This is a genomic window from Ensifer sp. M14, from assembly GCF_003355565.1.
GTDB lineage: Bacteria > Pseudomonadota > Alphaproteobacteria > Rhizobiales > Rhizobiaceae > Ensifer.
In genome coordinates this window covers 1,602,164-1,617,974 of record NZ_QJNR01000004.1, presented here as the reverse complement: position 1 = coordinate 1,617,974, position 15,811 = coordinate 1,602,164, and the positions used below count along the sequence as shown (strand labels likewise).

Below are 15,811 nucleotides of genomic sequence, written 5' to 3'. Positions count from 1 at the left end.
AGATGGAGCTTTTTTTCGCTCCTGAATGTTTACCTTTTGCGATTGCCGCCATCATGCTGGCAGTTTTGACCGCGATCGAGATGCTGTGCCTGCTGATCGGATTTTCGCTTGGCGAGGTGATCGACAAGGCCGGGCTCGACGAGCACAACGGTTTGGCCGGTCTGCTCTCCTGGCTCAACGTCGGTGGGGTCCCCATCCTCATCCTCGTCATGCTGTTGCTCGCACTGTTCTCGATGGCCGGGTTCGTCATCCAGAGTATCGCCCACAGCTTATGGCTGCCGCTGCCGGCTATGGTTGCCAGCGTGCCGGCACTGCTGTTGAGCCTTCCCGCGGCCAGGGCATCGAGCCGGGCGGTGGCACGGATCGTACCGCGCGACGAAACCTATGTCGTCGACCTCGCAGAATTCGTCGGTCGGACAGCCGAAGTGGCCGTTGGCCCACTCGACCAGGGTCTGCCAGGGCGCGTTCGCCTCAAGGACAAACACGGCAACTGGCACAATCTGCGCGCCAAAGCCGCCAAGGACGAGCCGGCCATCGCCATCGGCACACAGATCCTCATCGTCGATCGCGCCAAGGATGTCTTCATCGCCATTCCTGCACCCGCAGACCTCATCTCCACGCCAAACACCACCTCTACGGAGCAACAATGATCCTTGATCTTCTCCTGCCCGCCGGCATCGGCGTCGTCCTGATCCTCGGCATCGGCTTCGTGCTCGCATCGCTCTATACGCGATCGAGCCGCGACGAAGCCTATGTTCGCACCGGCCTCGGCGGCCAGAAGGTTGTCTTGGACGGCGGCTCGATCGTCCTGCCGATCTTCCACTCTATCGCCCGGGTCAATCTGAAGACCCTGCGTCTCGAGGTTCGTCGCGGCGAAGGCGACGCACTGATCACCAAGGACCGCATGCGCGTCGATATCGGCGCCGAGTTCTATGTCCGCGTGAAGCCGGACGCCTCCTCGATTGCGCTTGCCGCCCAGACGCTCGGTGACCGCACCAACGATGCCGAGCAGTTGCGCGTGCTGATCGAGGCGAAGTTCGTCGATGGCCTGCGCTCGGTTGCCGCCACCATGAGCCTCGACGCCCTGCAGGAGCAGCGCATGGATTTCGTCAAGGCGGTGCAGGAAGCGGTTGGCGCCGACCTCCAATCGAACGGTCTCGAACTGGAATCCGTGTCTTTGACGCGGCTCGACCAGACCGACATCAAGCACTTCAACGCCAACAACTTCTTCGACGCCCACGGTCTTGCCGCCCTGACGCGCATCACCGAAGGTCGCAAGAAGGAGCGCAACGAGATCATGCGCGACACAGAGGTCGCGATCGCCCAGAAGGACCTCGAGGCCCGCCAGCAGTCGCTGGCGATCGAGCGGACCAAGCGCGAGGCGGAGCTGAGCCAGGAGCGCGATATCGCCAACAAGTCCGCGGCGACCCGCGCCGAAACGGCCCAGCAGGAACAGGCGGCCAAGCGCGCAGAAGAAGAGGCGCGCATCGCCACCGAACAGGCCATTGCCGAGCGCGAGGCTGCCGCCAAGCAGGTGCGCGAAAGCGCCAACATCGAGGCGACCCGCACGGTCCAGCAGCGCGACACCGAGGCCAAGCGCGACCTGCAGATCGTGGCCCAGGAAAGCGCCATCGCCGTTGCCAACAAGAGCCGCGAGGAATCCGAGGCCAAGGCAAAGGCCGAAACGGCGCGCGCACTGGCAATCGCCGCGGAAGAAAAGGTCGGCACGGCAAAGGCCGTCGAGATCGCCGAGCGTGAACGCCAGATTGCCGTCATCGACGCCCGCAAAAACGCCGAAACCGAAGCAACGGCCGTGACGGTCGGCGCCGAAGCCGAAAAGCAGGCGGCCCTTGACCAGGCCGACGCGATCAAGACGCTCGCCACCGCCGAGGCCGAAGCTGCCATCATCAAGGCCAAGGGCGTGCTCGAAACCGGTAAGGCGGCGGCCGAGAGCGAAGCGCGGCTCAACGAGGCGCGCAACAAGCTGAGTGCCGCCATCATCGAGTTCGAAATCCTGCGCGAGCGCATCCGCATCATTCCCGAAGCCTTGGCCGAGGCAGTCAAGCCGATCGAGAAGATTTCGGATATTCGCATCTTCGACACCGGCGGCATGCTCGGTCGTGGCGGCAACGGCGCGGGCGGCACAAGCGGTATCGGCATGGGCGAAGGCCTTGCCGGGCAGCTTCTCGCCTACCAGGCCAACAAGCCGATCCTCGATCGCCTGCTGAAGGAAGCGGGCTTCGAGGGCGACAATGCCGTATCCTCGCTGCTTGCCAATCTGCAGGGCGATGAGCCAGAGGAACTCGAAAAGAACTGACTTTTTCCAAGCGCGCCGGCCACCTGACCTGTGGCCGGCGCATCGTTTCCATGCCCACATCCAACGAAGGCGCCAACCGACGCCCGCGCGACAAGCCGACCCTCGATCGGTACAAGGATACCGCCACCCTTGTCGCAAGTGCGGCGATCTCTATCTCATGGCGTTCATCGGCAAGAGGAAGAGAAATGCCCATGGTCTTTCGCGACATTGATCTGACCCACCTCGAACGCCACGGCATTCCACCTCTGCCCGAGCCTGACGAACAGGGTTTCGTCGAGACCCGTGGCGCGCGCATCTGGTATGGGAGCCATGGTTCCGGGCCCGCGGTGATCCTTTTGCACGGCGGCATGGGAAACAGCGGAAACTGGGGCTACCAGGTGCCGGCGATCATCGACGCCGGCTATCGCGCTGTCGTCGTCGACAGCCGCGGCCATGGCCGCAGCACACGGGATGCACGTGACTACAGCTACCAACTGATGGCAGCAGACACCCGCTCCGTCATGGAACGGCTGCAGATCCACAAGGCCGCGATCATCGGCTGGAGCGATGGCGCCGATACCGGCCTGATCCTCGCCCAGGAAACGCCCGAGCGCGTTGCCGGCATCTTCTTCTTCGCCTGCAATGTCGACAATTCGGGAACCAGACCGTTCGAGTTCACGCCTATCATCGGCCGTATCTGGCAACAGCACCAGAAGGACTATGCCGCACGCTCGGCGACACCTGGAGACTTCGATGCGCTCTCCGCAGCGGTGGAAGCAATGCAGCGCACGCAGCCGAACCTGCCGGCCGCCGAGCTTGCGGCGATCGCAGTGCCCATCGCCGTCGTCCTTGGCGAACACGACGAATTCATCAAGAAGGAGCATATGGCCTATCTCGCCGAGACGCTGCCTGACGCAGCCCTTCATATCCTTCCCGGCCTCAGCCACTTTGCGCCGCTGCAAAGCCCCGATGTCTTCAATGATGCGATGCTCGCCTTCTTGAGCGGCGTCCTGCGCTAGCGCTGACTGTTCGGTCGCGAGAGCTCTGCGGGCCGGCCGTTGATTTCCGATCGCGTTTTCGGAAAGCACGTCTTCAAACCACCGAAACCGGTGGCCGGTGTCGGTTGCGCGCTATACAACCGAGGAGAGATCAGGAGGAAAAAATGCAGAAGTCCGACTACCCCAGGGGCACGGTTTCCCGTCTCAGCATCGACAGCGATGTGCTCAAAAGCAACAGGCTCGGGGACCCGACCCGCCGCGACGTCGATGTCTATGTCCCCGCAAACCACGAGGTTGCGGGCCTGCCGCTGCTCGTCGACCTCGTCGGCTTTACCGCTGGCGGCCCTCTGCATACGGCATGGAAGCCCTTCTTCGAGAACGTGCCGGAACGCCTGGACCGGCTGATTGCGACCGGGCACATGCCGCCGGTGGCCGTCGCTTTTCCCGATTGTTTCACCTCGCTCGGCGGCAACCAATATGTCAACAGCTCCGTCGTCGGCCGCTGGGAAGATTTCCTCATCGACGAAATGCTTCCGGCCGTCGAAACCCGCTTTGGCTGCGGCGGCACAGGGAGACGTGGCGTTTTCGGCAAAAGCTCGGGCGGCTACGGCGCGTTCTCCCATGCCTTCCGGCGGCCCGACATCTGGGCGGCGGCCGCAAGCCATTCGGGAGACGCCGGCTTCGATCTGATGGCAGCCGACTTTCCCATGGTTCTGCGCGCGCTCGCGCGGCATGGTCTCTCGATCGAAAACTGGTTTCGGGTCTACGAGAAGCGGCAGAAGCATGCCGACGAAGACATCCCTGTCCTGCTCGTTCTGGCCCAGGCGGCGAGCTACGACCCCGATCCCGACCCGGACGTCTTCAAGGGGCTACGGCTTCCGGTCGATCCGGAGACCTGCGAACTGATAGAGGAACGGTGGAAGAACTGGATGGCCTGCGACCCCGTCGAGCTGGCAAAAACCCATGGACACAACATCGGCAAGCTCAAGGCCTTCTACATGGATTGCGGCACCGTGGATCAGTACAACCTGCTCTACGGCAATCGCCGCATCCACCGGACGCTGAAGGAACTCGGCATCGAACATACCTATGAGGAGTTCGAGGACAACCACAATTCGGTCGATTACCGCATGGATGTCAGCCTGCCCTTCCTCGCCAAGGCGCTGCAGTAACAAGGACCAGGGGCGCGACCGGCAGGCGTTGCCGGCCGTGATGTCTTGCCAGATGGGAATGAGGGATGCTTGATGAAGTCATCCCACCTGCTCCAATCTCAGGCCGCACGCCGGTCGTGGCGTCCCTCTTCGATCTCCTCGACGATTTTGGCAACGAAGGCGTCGAGATCGTCGGGGGAGCGGGAGGTGATGATGCCGTGGTCGTTGACGACCTTGGCATCGACCCACTGCGCGCCGGCATTTTCGACATCCTTGCGGATCGAGGCATAGGAGGTTGCCTTGCGCCCCTTCAAAGCGTCGGCCTCCACCAGCAGCCAGGGCGCGTGGCAGATCGCCGCCACCACCTTGCCCGATTGCACGAAGTCGATGACAACCCGCATGGCGTCAGCATCCTTCCGCAGGATATCGGGATTGATCTGACCACCGGGCAATACAAGCGCATCGAAGTCGCGAACAAACACGTCCTTCGCCGTGAGGTCGACATCGACGGTGTCGCTCCAATCCCCCTTGTCCCAGCCCTTGATGGCACGTTTTTCCGGCGATGCTATGGTCACTTTGGCGCCGCGTTTTGACAGTTCGTCGCGCGGCACACGCAACTCCGAACGCTCATAGCCGTCGGTTGCAAGAATGAGAATTCTGGCGGTGTCGATCGATGGCATAACCAAGTCCTTTCCCGGTTTGTGAGCCCGCAGGAAGAACCGGCTGCAGTTGGAATGGTTCCCTCGTCACGCTTGCGTCGTCGTGAAGCGCATCATGCGCCGGCAACCAGCAACGCCGTCTTGAAGGTCCAACCTTCGATAAACGCCTTCATGGCGTTAGCAGCCAGAACACCGATCCGGCAAGAAGGATGAATAGGGCAACAAGCTTGCCGAAGCGCTGCATGCCGTGAGACGTGTCGTCTCCCAGGATGGAGTTCCAAAACGCTCCGCCGGTGGCATCGACATCGGCGGTTGCCGCCAACACGGTCGGCGGGTTCACGGATGTCGCCGCACTGTAATCATGAGGGCGTGGCTGCCGGTTCGCCTTGGCGGTTTCGTCGTCATAGATGCTGGCGCTGACAACCCAGCCATCGCCCGCATCGGCCACCTGAGCTTCGCGCGATACGCGATCTTCCGGCTCCGGTCGCCCCATGAGCACATCCAGCCACGCGCGGCGCGCCTGCGCCGCTGCCGCATGTCGAGGCCATTGCGCGGATGCTGAAAGGATCGCCGAAGAACGGCTGGTTTTGGGATGACGGAGTGACATCGCGGGCCTCCTTTAACTCGGAATGCCGCTGAAGCGCGTTTGTTCCATCACCTTCATCGAACGCGCAAATAAAAAGGGCGCTCAACCCTTGACGAGGAGCGCCCTTTTTGACCCGGACAGCTTCGAACGCGCGGCTGTCGCCGCTGCAGGAAGCCATCGATACGGGTAGTGATGCCTAGATAGTTGAGCGCATCCGGATTTCAAGGCCTATTTCCACTTCTTCCGTTCATTGCCCTGAGAACCGGCCGAAGCTGTGCACGCTCAGTCAAAACTGATTTCACAGTTGGACGCGACGGCGGCCGACACGTCGGCAATCATGCCTCTCACCGATGAGAGGAGACATCATGCGCTTCAAGAACAAGACCGCCCTGATTACGGGTGGCGGAACCGGAATTGGTGCGCAGTCGCGCGCCGCATCCGCGCGCCGCATCCGCGCGGGCGGGGGAAATGTCGCGCTCGGCGGCCGACGGCCGGAGCCTCTTCGCGAGGTGGCCGACGAGATCGGGGCAACGGTCGTCGCGGCGGATGCGGCCGACAGCGCCAGCATGAGGGCTGCCGTGGCAAGGGTCGCCGAAACGCTCGGCGGATTGGACATTCTCATCGCCAATGCCGGCGGCCATGGCGTCGGGCCGACGATCAGCATGTCGGATGAAACGTGGGATCTCGCCGTCCGGCTGAACCTCAACACGGCCTTCGTCAGCGCTCGGGAATCCCTTCCGCATCTGGTCGAGAGCAAAGGCAACATCGTCGTTCTCGCGTGCATGGACACGGGACAGTCGCTGAAGTTCGTGGCCAAGGCGGCGCTGCGCGGTGCGGAGAACTTTCGTTTCTTCTCCGACCGCGCACCGGAGGCTCGCGACGGCAAGGTGCTGCGCGCGACCAACCAGATCAACGTGACCACGCGGGTGCCGATTGGTCCGGTCGGCATCATCACACCGTGGAACACGCCGTTCATGCTGTCGACCTGGAAGATCGCTCCGGCGCTGGCCGCCGGCTGCACCATCGTACACAAGCCGGCCGAGTTCTCGCCGCTGACGGCGCGGCTGCTGGTAGAGATCGCAGAGGAAGCCGGCCTTCCGAAGGGTGTCTGGAACCTCGTCAACGGTTTTGGCGAAGACGCCGGCAAGGCGCTGACCGAGCATCCCGCCATCAAGGCCATCGGCTTTGTCGGCGAGAGCCGCACCGGCTCGCTGATCATGAAGCAGGGCGCCGATACGCTGAAGCGCGTGCATTTCGAACTCGGCGGCAAGAACCCGGTCATCGTCTTTGCCGACGCCGATCTGGAGCGGGCTGCCGACGCCGTGGTTTTCATGATCTATTCTCTGAACGGTGAGCGTTGCACCTCCTCGTCCCGACTGCTGGTGGAAGAGAGCATCTACGACCGCTTCACCGCGTTGGTGGATGAAAAGGCCAAACGCATCAAGATCGGCCATCCGCTCGATCCTGAAACCGTCGTCGGGCCGCTGATCCATCCAGAGCACGAAAGGAAGGTGCTCGAATACATCGGCATCGGCCGGAAGGAAGGGGCTACAGTTGCAGCCGGCGGCGCAAAATTCGACGGCCCCGGTGGCGGCTGCTACGTCGAGCCGACACTGTTCACCGGTGCCAACAATTCCATGCGGATCGCGCAGGAGGAAATTTTTGGGCCGGTCCTGACCGCCATTTCGTTCAAGGATGAGGCGGAAGCGCTGGCCCTCGCAAACGACGTTCAATACGGCCTGACCAGATACCTCTGGACCTCCGACGTCACGCGCGCCTTCCGTTTCACCGACCATCTCGAAGCAGGGATGATCTGGGTCAATTCGGAGAACGTCCGTCACCTGCCGACGCCTTTCGGCGGCGTCAAGAGCTCCGGCATCGGCCCCGACGGCGGCGACTGGTCGTTCGACTTCTACATGGAAACCAAGAACATCGCGTTTGCCAGCTCGCCGCATGCGATCGCCAAGCTCGGCGGCTGAGCGCGAGACAATCGCGCCGCCCAAACTGGAGGAGACAACAATGCCCTTACCGACACCGAACCTTCACCAGCCCTTCAACATCGTGCGGCTGAGCCATGTCGAACTCGCCGTCACCGATCTCGCCAAGTCGCGGGCGTTCTATGTCGACGTGCTCGGCCTGCAGGTGACCGACGAGACCACCGACACGATCTATCTGCGCGCCATGGAAGAACGCGGCCATCACTGCATCGTGCTGAAGAAGGCGGCGACTGCCCCTATCAGTCGCGCACCTTCCGCACCTGCGATCCCCAAGGCATCCCGCTCGAATTTTATTCGAAGATGGACCGCTTGCCGCCGATCCACCAGAAATATGCGCTCTATCGCGGCGTAAAGCCGTTGCGCATCGACCATTTCAACTGCTTTTCGCCCAATGTCGATAACGCCGTCGCCTTCTACAACGAGATCGGCTTCCGGGTGACCGAGTATACGGCAGACGAAGAGACCGGCCGGCTCTGGGCCGCATGGACCCACCGCAAGGGCGGCGTGCACGACATCGCCTTTACCAATGGTCGCGGGCCGCGACTGCACCACACTGCCTTCTGGGTGCCGACACCGCTCAACATCATCGACCTGCTCGACCTGATGTCGACTTCCGGCTGGCTCGCCAACATCGAGCGCGGTCCCGGGCGCCACGGCATCTCCAACGCCTTCTTCCTCTATGTCCGCGATCCGGATGGCCATCGCATCGAGATCTAGTGCGCGGATTACCAGACGGTCGATCCCGATCTGCAGCCAATCAAATGGGATCTCAAGGACCCGCAGCGCCAGACGCTCTGGGGTGCGCCTGCTCCGCGCTCCTGGTTCGAGAAAGGCAGCCAGTTTGCCGGCGCCGAGACGGTGGAACCGGCCTTGAAGGCGCAACCTATCATCGCCCCGTAATTCGGGGCATGAAAGGCAGCAGGTGAGCGCAAGGGGAGGAACGTCGTGGATCAGAAGACTTTTGGAGAATGGTCGCAGAAGGCGGCGGAATGGGGATCGGCCTATCGGGCATCGCTGCGCGACAGGCCCGTTCGCGCCCAAACGGCGCCCGGCGCGATTGCCGCCCAGATCCCCACCAAACCGCCCCAGACCGGCGAGGATATGGCAGCGATCTTTGCAGATTTCGAAAACATCATCCTGCCGGGCATGACCCATTGGCAGCATCCGCGTTTCTTCGCCTATTTTCCCGCCAACGCCGCACCGGTTTCGGTTATCGCCGAATATCTGGTGACGGCGATGGCCGCCCAATGCATGCTGTGGCAGACCTCGCCTGCAGCGACCGAGCTTGAAACCCGGGTTCTCGACTGGCTGCGCCAGGCAATCGGCCTGCCCGACGGCTTTTCCGGCGTCATCCAGGACTCTGCCTCCTCCGCCACGCTGTCCGCCGTGCTCGTCATGCGCGAGCGCGCCTTGGGCTGGAAGGGCAACAAGCAGGGGCTCAGCGCGCACGCTCCCTTGCGCGTCTACTCCTCGGATCAGGTACACACTTCGATCGACCGAGCCATCTGGGTCTCCGGCATCGGCGAGGAAAACCTCGTGCGCATCCCGGTGACCGGGCCGCTGCAGGGCATGGACGCCGAAGCGCTCGAAGCGGCAATTCTACGGGATAAGGCCGCAGGCCTGCTGCCGGCCGGGGTCATCGCCTGCACCGGCGGTACCAGCACGGGCGCCTGCGACGATATCGCCGAGGTCGTTCGCGTCGCCCACAAGCATGGCCTTTATGTCCATGTGGATGCCGCATGGGCAGGATCGGCGATGATCTGCGAGGAATTCCGCTCTCTCTGGACGGGCGTTGAGGAGGCGGACTCGGTCGTCTTCAACCCGCACAAATGGCTCGGCGCCCAGTTCGATTGCTCCGCCCACTTCATCCGCAATCCGGATGACCTCGTGCGCACTCTGGCGATCCAGCCGGAATATCTGAAGACACACGGTCGCGACGGCATCATCAACTATTCCGAATGGACGATCCCGCTCGGTCGGCGCTTCCGCGCGCTCAAACTGTGGTTCCTGCTGCGCTTCCACGGGCTCGATGGTCTGAAGACGATGATCCGCAACCATGTCGCCTGGGCGAGCCGCCTTGCCGAACGCCTTGGCGTCAACGACGACTTCGAAATCGTCACCGCGCCGCGGTTCTCGCTGTTCTCCTTCCGCCATCGCTGCAGCGCCGACAGTGACGCTCACAACATCGCGCTCGTCAATGCCATCAACGACGATGGCCGGATCTATCTGACGCAGACACGCGTCGATGGCCGCGTCGCCATCCGCTTCCAGGCCGGCCAGTTCGACATGACCGAGGCGGATGCGGATATCGCCTTCGACGTCATCACCGAGGTCGCGGCAAGGATGGCGAACCAATGATCTCTGAGGTCGAACATGTTTGCCCGCCGGCATCGCCGGAGCGGGACGGAGGATTGAAATGACGCTTGCAAAGTTCGCCAGTTTTTCCGCGGCCGGCGGCCAGGGATATGGCCTGGTCACCGACCAGGGCATCATCGACCTGTCCCGGCGCCACAGTGCGAAATGGCCGACGCTACGAGAAGTCATCGCCGACGGCACCCTGACAAGACTGGCGGACGAGGCTGCCTCCCTCGCTCCGGACCTGTCGCTGGCCGATATCCGTTTCGAAATCCCCGTCCCCGCGCCTGAAAAAATCGTCTGCGTCGGCGTCAATTTTCCCGATCGCAACGAAGAGTATCGGGACGGGCAGGCAGCTCCCGCCAATCCCCGCGCTCCTTCACGGGTCATGAACAGCCGCTGATCCGTCCGCCCGAAAGCCCGCAGCTCGACTACGAGGGCGAGATCGTCATCGTCATCGGCAAGGGCGGCCGGCGTATTCCCGAGGCTTCGGCGCTCGATCACATTGCAGCGCTGTCGCTTTGCAACGAAGGCACGATCCGCGACTGGGTCCGGCACGCCAAATTCAACGTGACGCAGGGCAAGAACTTCGACCGCACCGGGTCGATCGGGCCATGGATCGTTCCCTTCACCGACGAGACGCAGATCGCTGACATCAAGCTGGAAACGCGCGTCAACGGCGAAGTTCGGCAACAGGACCGCACAAGCCGGATGATCTTCTCGTTCCGCAAGATCATCAACTACGTCTCCACCTTCACGACGCTGGTGCCCGGTGACGTCATCGTCACGGGGACCCCGACCGGCGCCGGCGCCCGCTTCGACCCGCCGATCTGGCTCAAACCCGGCGACATCGTCGAGGTCGAGGCGGACGGCATCGGCCTGCTACGCAACCCTATCGCCGACGAGGCCTGAGCATGCTGAACACGACCGAAATCGCCGACGCCGCGAAAGCGCTCGATGACGCGGAAAAGAGCCGCATCCAGACGGGTCTTCTCTCCCTCAAACATCCCGAAATGACGATGGACGACGCTTACGCCGTGCAAGCGGCCTGGGTGAAGCAGAAGATCGCGCGGCCGCCAGGTGATCGGCTGGAAAATCGGGCTCACGTCGAAGGCGATGCAATATGCGCTCAACATCGACATCCCCGATTCCGGCGTGCTGTTCGACGACATGATGTTCGAGGACGGCGCGACGATCCCTGCGGATCGCTTCATCCAGCCGCGCATCGAGGCTGAGATCGCCTTCGTGATGAAGGCACCACTGGCTGGCCCCAATGTCAGCGTCTTCGACGTGCTCAACGCCACCGACTACGTCACCCCGGCGCTCGAAATCCTCGATACGCGCATCCTGCGTGTCGATCCGGAAACGAAGAAGACCCGCACCATCGTCGACACCATTTCCGACAATGCCGCCAATGCCGGCATCGTCATCGGCGGTCGGGCCATGCGGCCGCAGGATGTCGACATGCGCTGGATGGGCGCCATCGTCTCGCGCAATGCCGAGGTCGAAGAGACCGGGCTTGGCGCCGGCGTGCTCAACCATCCCGCTCGCGGCATCGCCTGGCTCGCCAACCGGCTTGCCAACTATGGCGACCGCATCGACGCCGGCCAGATCGTCCTTGCCGGCTCGTTCATCCGCCCCGTCGAGGCCCGCCACGGTGACACCATCGTCGCCGATTTCGGCCCGCAGGGAACCGTCAGCTGCTTCTTCGAATAGGTGCATCCATGCCTGCTCCACGTAATAAGTTCAAGCTGGCGCTTGCCGAAGGGCGGCCGCAGATCGGCCTTTGGCTGGCGCTTGCCAATCCCTACACCGCCGAGATCTGTGGTGGCGCCGGCTTCGACTGGCTGCTGATCGACGGCGAACATGCGCCCAACGACGTGCCGCTGATCATGGCACAGTTGCAGGCGCTTTCCGGTCCGCAGAGCCATCCGACCATCCGTCCGCCGATCGGCGAAGCCTGGCTGATCAAGCAGTTCCTCGATATCGGCGCGCAGACGCTGCTGGTGCCCATGGTCGAAACCGGTGAACAGGCCCGCGCCCTGGTCCGGGCCGTGCGGTATCCGCCGCACGGCATGCGCGGCGTCGGTGCAGCGCTCGCCCGTGCCTCCGCCTTCAACCGCATCGACGATTATCTCTCGACAGCGAATGCCGAAGTCTGCCTGCTGCTGCAGGTGGAAAGCCGGGCGGGACTGGCGGCACTCGACGACATTGCCTCGACCGAAGGCGTCGACGGCGTCTTTATCGGCCCGGCGGATCTGGCCGCCGACATGGGCTTTCTCGGCCGGCCCGGTGCGCCGGAAGTGCAGGAAGCCGTCGAGGCCGCACTGGCGCGCATCCAGTCGCACGGCAAGGCTGCCGGTATCCTGACCTCGGACACTGCGCTCGCGAAACGCTACCTCGAACTCGGCGCGCTCTTTGTTGCGGTCGGAAACGATGTCAGCCTGCTGGTGGGGGCGACCAGTCGCCTGCGTGCAAGCTTTGCCGAGCATGCTTCTGCACCTATAGTCGGAGCGAATACACCCGCGTCGGGCTATTGAACGGCGACAGCGGCCAATAGGTCAGTGCACTCTCGATCGCAGATGGTCGAGCGTCAGCGCCACGCCGGCCTCGAGATCGACACGCGGGGAAAGGCCATAGGTGGCCTGCAGCGCCGTATCGCCGCAACGGTAGAACACGCCCTCTGGCTTGTCTGACCGGCCCCTTATTTTCGGCTCCCATCCGATGCCGCGGCTGACCAGCCGGGCGAGTTCTATGAACGAGGTGGCGACGCCGGTAGAGATGTTGAGACATCCGCCGTTCTGCAGCCGGGTAAAGGTTCTCCAGACGAAGTCGATGCAGTCGGAGATATGGATGAAGTCGCGGCACTGCCGGCCGGAGCCCCAGACGAAGACTTCCTCCGCCCCCCGCTCTTCGAGCAATCGCCTGCAGATTGCCGGGAACGGATAGCTCAGATCCTGATCCTCGCCATAGCCGCTGAACGGGCGATAGGCGACCGCCCGACCGCCATAATTCTCGACATACAGCTTCATCAGATATTCGCCGCTGAGCTTCGCCCAGCCATAGCTCAGATCCGGAACGCCGATGCTGGCCTCGAAACCGATCATGTCTTCGCTGAGCTTCCGATAGGCTTCCGGTCGTTGCAGGCTCACGGGATAGGCAGCGCTGGAGCTGAAATAGACGACCGATCCCGGCCGCGTGCGCGCTGCCCAGCGCCACATATCGGTGTCGACAGCGAGATCCTCGGCGACCAGAAGCGTCTGTGTTTCCAGCATGACGCGACCGCCGACCATGGCGGCCAGATGAAACACCATGTCGAACCGGTCGTCGGCGCGATCGAAATAGCGGCGGCAATCCTCCTCGATAAGAGAGAAGCCACCCTTTGGCGGGTTCGGCCATTCGGCGGGACGCATCGCGCCGGTTCCGCGCGCGAGCTTGTCGACGCAAACGACATCGACACCCTCCGATATCAGCTTGCCGCAGAGATGGCGTCCCACAAATCCGGCTCCGCCGGTCACCAATGCACGCACCATCCCCCTGCCTTTCAGATCCGGCCGGCCATTTCAAACTCTTGTCGGGCAGGCCGCCCCATTGCCTCTTTCAGCTTGTCGCGCGTCACGAATTTGAGCCGGCCGGAGTAGATGTCGACGATCCGCTGGCTCCATTCGGCTCTTGAGGGCGCAACGCTCTTGCCATAGGCGAAAGCCCCCCTGCTCAGATGCCGGACCAGAGCGTCGCTCTCCATCAGTGCCATGATCTCGGCAAGAGATTCTGCATTGCCGCTCTCGAACACCAGCCCTGCCTGGTGCTGCTCGATCTCCGTGGCAATCAACGCATTGCTGCTGGCGATCACTGGTATCCCGCACATCAGTGCCTCGGCGGCCACCAGACCATAGGGTTCCGGCATCCTTGACGGCATGAAGAAATAGCGCGCCCGGGATGCGACAGCGGCAACCTCGTCGACATCGAGCCAGCCTGGAACATAACAGTGCGGAAGAGCGTGCTGGATCTCCTCGAGCAACGGCCCCCTTCCGATCAAGGTCGCAGCCTTCCCCGTGGCGTTGAGCGCCTCGGCGAGGGTTCGAACGCCCTTTTCCACCGACATGCGACCAAGAAACATGGGGCGGCTGTTCCTCCAGGCCTCGACCGGGGATTGCGTGAGCGGCGTCGACGGCGTACGCAACGTCAGGAAGTTTCGAAGCGGGCCTTCGCTGAGATAAGGCTCCATGCCCTCATGGACGAGAATGACCCCGACGCGGCTCCAAAATGCCTCGCCCGCGGCAGTCTGGGTCATCGACCGGGCGAACCGCCACAGTTTGTGAAGGTAGTTGCGTTTGTCGCAAGCGCTCGCAAGGCAACCGGCAGATAGCGGCTTCTCAGCGCAGATCTCACCCTTGCCGTAGTGGACATAGGCACCGTTCGGGCAGGACAGGAAGAAGTCATGCGCGGTGACGATGACCTTGGCCTTGCTGCGCGCAAGCGCGTGAAAGATCGAGGGCGACAGGATCTGCGACCAGCCGTGGACATGAACGACCGTTGCGTCGCTGCGGGTATCGAGCAAGCGGCGCAAGGCGCGGTAGGCGCGGCGGTTGAAATTCCTGTCGAACAGGTTTGTGAAGCGGACGCCGTCACGCAAGGGGCGCTCCCCCAAAGCCTTGACCTCGACACCCGGGAAACGCGAGCGAATGCCGGCACCGTCGTCACCGACCAGAACGGCACAATCGAGCCCCGCCGCAACGCCAGCCTCAAGACATTGAAGCGCAACCTTGGTTGCACCCCCCAGGGCCTCCGATACGTCGTTGACAACGATAAGCCGCATGAACACTCGCCTCTCGGAGACTTTAACTGCGCGACCTGGTTTCCTTCATTTCGCCGCCTGTTGCAGCCAATTTGCAAGCCATCAATTTGCAGTAGACGATGCTAATGTATGACTAGACTAACGCCGCGTGACCCGCTTGAAAGGATGCCTGCTGGCACGTCGCAACGGCTGAGGGAAGGTGCCGCGACCCATGGAATGACCCCGCACCCGGTCCGTCCTGGGCGGGCAAGAGAAGCACGCGCCTGGCTCGGCTCCGGCGCTGCTGCTACTTTGCCAGAACGTATAGGCCGTAAAGCACAATGAGCGCTGCAGCACCGATGGCCGCGATCAAGCCCAAGCGCTTCTCGATGAAGTGCCGCACCGTTTCTCCGTGCCGGCGAAGGACCGCCGCGAGGATGAAAAAGCGCGCGCCGCGGGTGATGACCGCCGATGCGATGAACATGCCAAGGCTGACATTGGCGGCACCGGACAGGATGGTGACCACCTTCATCGGGGGAACATGCGCGAGCCCCGATGTCACCAACAGAAGCACGACCGCTTCCATGTCGACGGAAGCGCGCATGGATTCGAATGCATCGAACTTGCCGTAGAACTGCAGGATCGGACGGGCGATGGCGTCGAAGGCATAGTGCCCCAGGAACCAGCCGGCGATGCCGCCAAGCACCGAGAACAGGGTGGCGAGGAAGGCATAACGATAGGCCCGATGCGGTTTTGCCAGCACCATCGGCAGGAACAGGACGTCGGCCGGAACCACGAAGATCGAGCTTTCGACGAAGGCGACAAGCGCCAGCCACCAGGCCGCCGACTTTCGGCCAGCGAGGTCCATCGTCCAATTGTACAAACTGCGAAGCATGGCAAATCCGGTCGTTGATGGGCGTCCCCCGTGGGACCCTGGCGGGAAGCGTTCCAATCGTCCGGGGCAGAAGCCAGAGACTCACCCCGCATCGATA

Annotated in this window: 12 protein-coding genes and 3 pseudogenes; 10 read left to right on the top strand and 5 right to left on the bottom strand. The window is 62.8% G+C overall.

Going from position 1 to position 15,811, the window contains the following annotated elements:
• Positions 1-2: 2 nt before the first annotated feature.
• The 4 genes from BLJAPNOD_RS07680 to BLJAPNOD_RS07665 all read left to right on the top strand — a co-directional run bounded on the left by BLJAPNOD_RS07680 (position 3) and on the right by BLJAPNOD_RS07665 (position 4,466).
• Complete coding sequence (locus BLJAPNOD_RS07680) at positions 3-650, top strand: OB-fold-containig protein (protein WP_077502645.1); 648 nt, start codon at positions 3-5, stop codon at positions 648-650.
• Complete coding sequence (locus tag BLJAPNOD_RS07675; RefSeq protein WP_077502646.1) at positions 647-2,317, top strand: flotillin domain-containing protein; 1,671 nt, start codon at positions 647-649, stop codon at positions 2,315-2,317. The genes BLJAPNOD_RS07680 and BLJAPNOD_RS07675 overlap by 4 nt, the downstream gene beginning before the upstream one ends.
• A gap of 191 nt (positions 2,318-2,508) precedes the next feature.
• Positions 2,509-3,315: an alpha/beta hydrolase gene (locus tag BLJAPNOD_RS07670; RefSeq protein WP_115419392.1), complete on the top strand. Its 807-nt coding sequence runs from the start codon at positions 2,509-2,511 to the stop codon at positions 3,313-3,315.
• A gap of 143 nt (positions 3,316-3,458) precedes the next feature.
• Positions 3,459-4,466, top strand: a complete 1,008-nt coding sequence (locus BLJAPNOD_RS07665) for an alpha/beta hydrolase-fold protein (protein WP_115419391.1) — start codon at positions 3,459-3,461, stop codon at positions 4,464-4,466.
• A gap of 98 nt (positions 4,467-4,564) precedes the next feature.
• On the opposite strand, the gene BLJAPNOD_RS07660 is transcribed toward BLJAPNOD_RS07665, so the two are convergent.
• Both BLJAPNOD_RS07660 and BLJAPNOD_RS07655 read right to left on the bottom strand, forming a co-directional pair.
• A complete protein-coding gene (locus tag BLJAPNOD_RS07660; protein WP_077502649.1) occupies positions 4,565-5,125 on the bottom strand; it encodes a type 1 glutamine amidotransferase domain-containing protein in 561 nt (186 codons plus the stop codon).
• Positions 5,126-5,273: 148 nt separating this feature from the next.
• Positions 5,274-5,711: a hypothetical protein gene (locus BLJAPNOD_RS07655; RefSeq protein WP_115419390.1), complete on the bottom strand. Its 438-nt coding sequence runs from the start codon at positions 5,709-5,711 to the stop codon at positions 5,274-5,276.
• Positions 5,712-6,040: 329 nt separating this feature from the next.
• Between BLJAPNOD_RS07655 and hpaE the strand changes: the two genes are divergently transcribed.
• The 6 genes and pseudogenes from hpaE (at position 6,041) to hpaI (ending at position 12,582) form a co-directional block, all read left to right on the top strand.
• A complete protein-coding gene (hpaE, locus tag BLJAPNOD_RS07650) occupies positions 6,041-7,669 on the top strand; it encodes a 5-carboxymethyl-2-hydroxymuconate semialdehyde dehydrogenase (protein WP_343215795.1) in 1,629 nt (542 codons plus the stop codon).
• A 40-nt stretch (positions 7,670-7,709) separates the two neighbouring features.
• A pseudogene (locus BLJAPNOD_RS07645) lies at positions 7,710-8,587 on the top strand (VOC family protein).
• 45 nt (positions 8,588-8,632) lie between these two features.
• Positions 8,633-10,045 (top strand): pyridoxal-dependent decarboxylase, encoded by a 1,413-nt coding sequence (locus BLJAPNOD_RS07640; protein ID WP_077502651.1) that lies wholly within the window; start codon positions 8,633-8,635, stop codon positions 10,043-10,045.
• 58 nt (positions 10,046-10,103) lie between these two features.
• Positions 10,104-10,954, top strand: a pseudogene (locus BLJAPNOD_RS07635) (fumarylacetoacetate hydrolase family protein).
• A gap of 2 nt (positions 10,955-10,956) precedes the next feature.
• Positions 10,957-11,758 (top strand): annotated as a pseudogene (hpaH, locus tag BLJAPNOD_RS07630) (2-oxo-hept-4-ene-1,7-dioate hydratase).
• 8 nt (positions 11,759-11,766) lie between these two features.
• Positions 11,767-12,582: a 4-hydroxy-2-oxoheptanedioate aldolase gene (hpaI, locus tag BLJAPNOD_RS07625; RefSeq protein ID WP_115419389.1), complete on the top strand. Its 816-nt coding sequence runs from the start codon at positions 11,767-11,769 to the stop codon at positions 12,580-12,582.
• A 21-nt stretch (positions 12,583-12,603) separates the two neighbouring features.
• Here hpaI and BLJAPNOD_RS07620 read toward each other — a convergent pair whose 3' ends face one another.
• From BLJAPNOD_RS07620 to BLJAPNOD_RS07610, 3 genes are all read right to left on the bottom strand, one after another.
• Entirely contained in the window at positions 12,604-13,575 is a 972-nt protein-coding gene (locus BLJAPNOD_RS07620) for an NAD-dependent epimerase/dehydratase family protein (protein ID WP_077502653.1), read from the bottom strand.
• Positions 13,576-13,586: 11 nt separating this feature from the next.
• Positions 13,587-14,861, bottom strand: coding sequence for a glycosyltransferase family 4 protein (locus tag BLJAPNOD_RS07615; RefSeq protein WP_115421180.1), 1,275 nt, complete (start codon positions 14,859-14,861; stop codon positions 13,587-13,589).
• Between the two features lie 265 nt (positions 14,862-15,126).
• The gene (locus BLJAPNOD_RS07610) at positions 15,127-15,714 is read right to left on the bottom strand and encodes a YqaA family protein (protein WP_077502655.1); all 588 of its coding nucleotides are present in this window, start codon (positions 15,712-15,714) and stop codon (positions 15,127-15,129) included.
• Positions 15,715-15,811 lie beyond the last annotated feature (97 nt).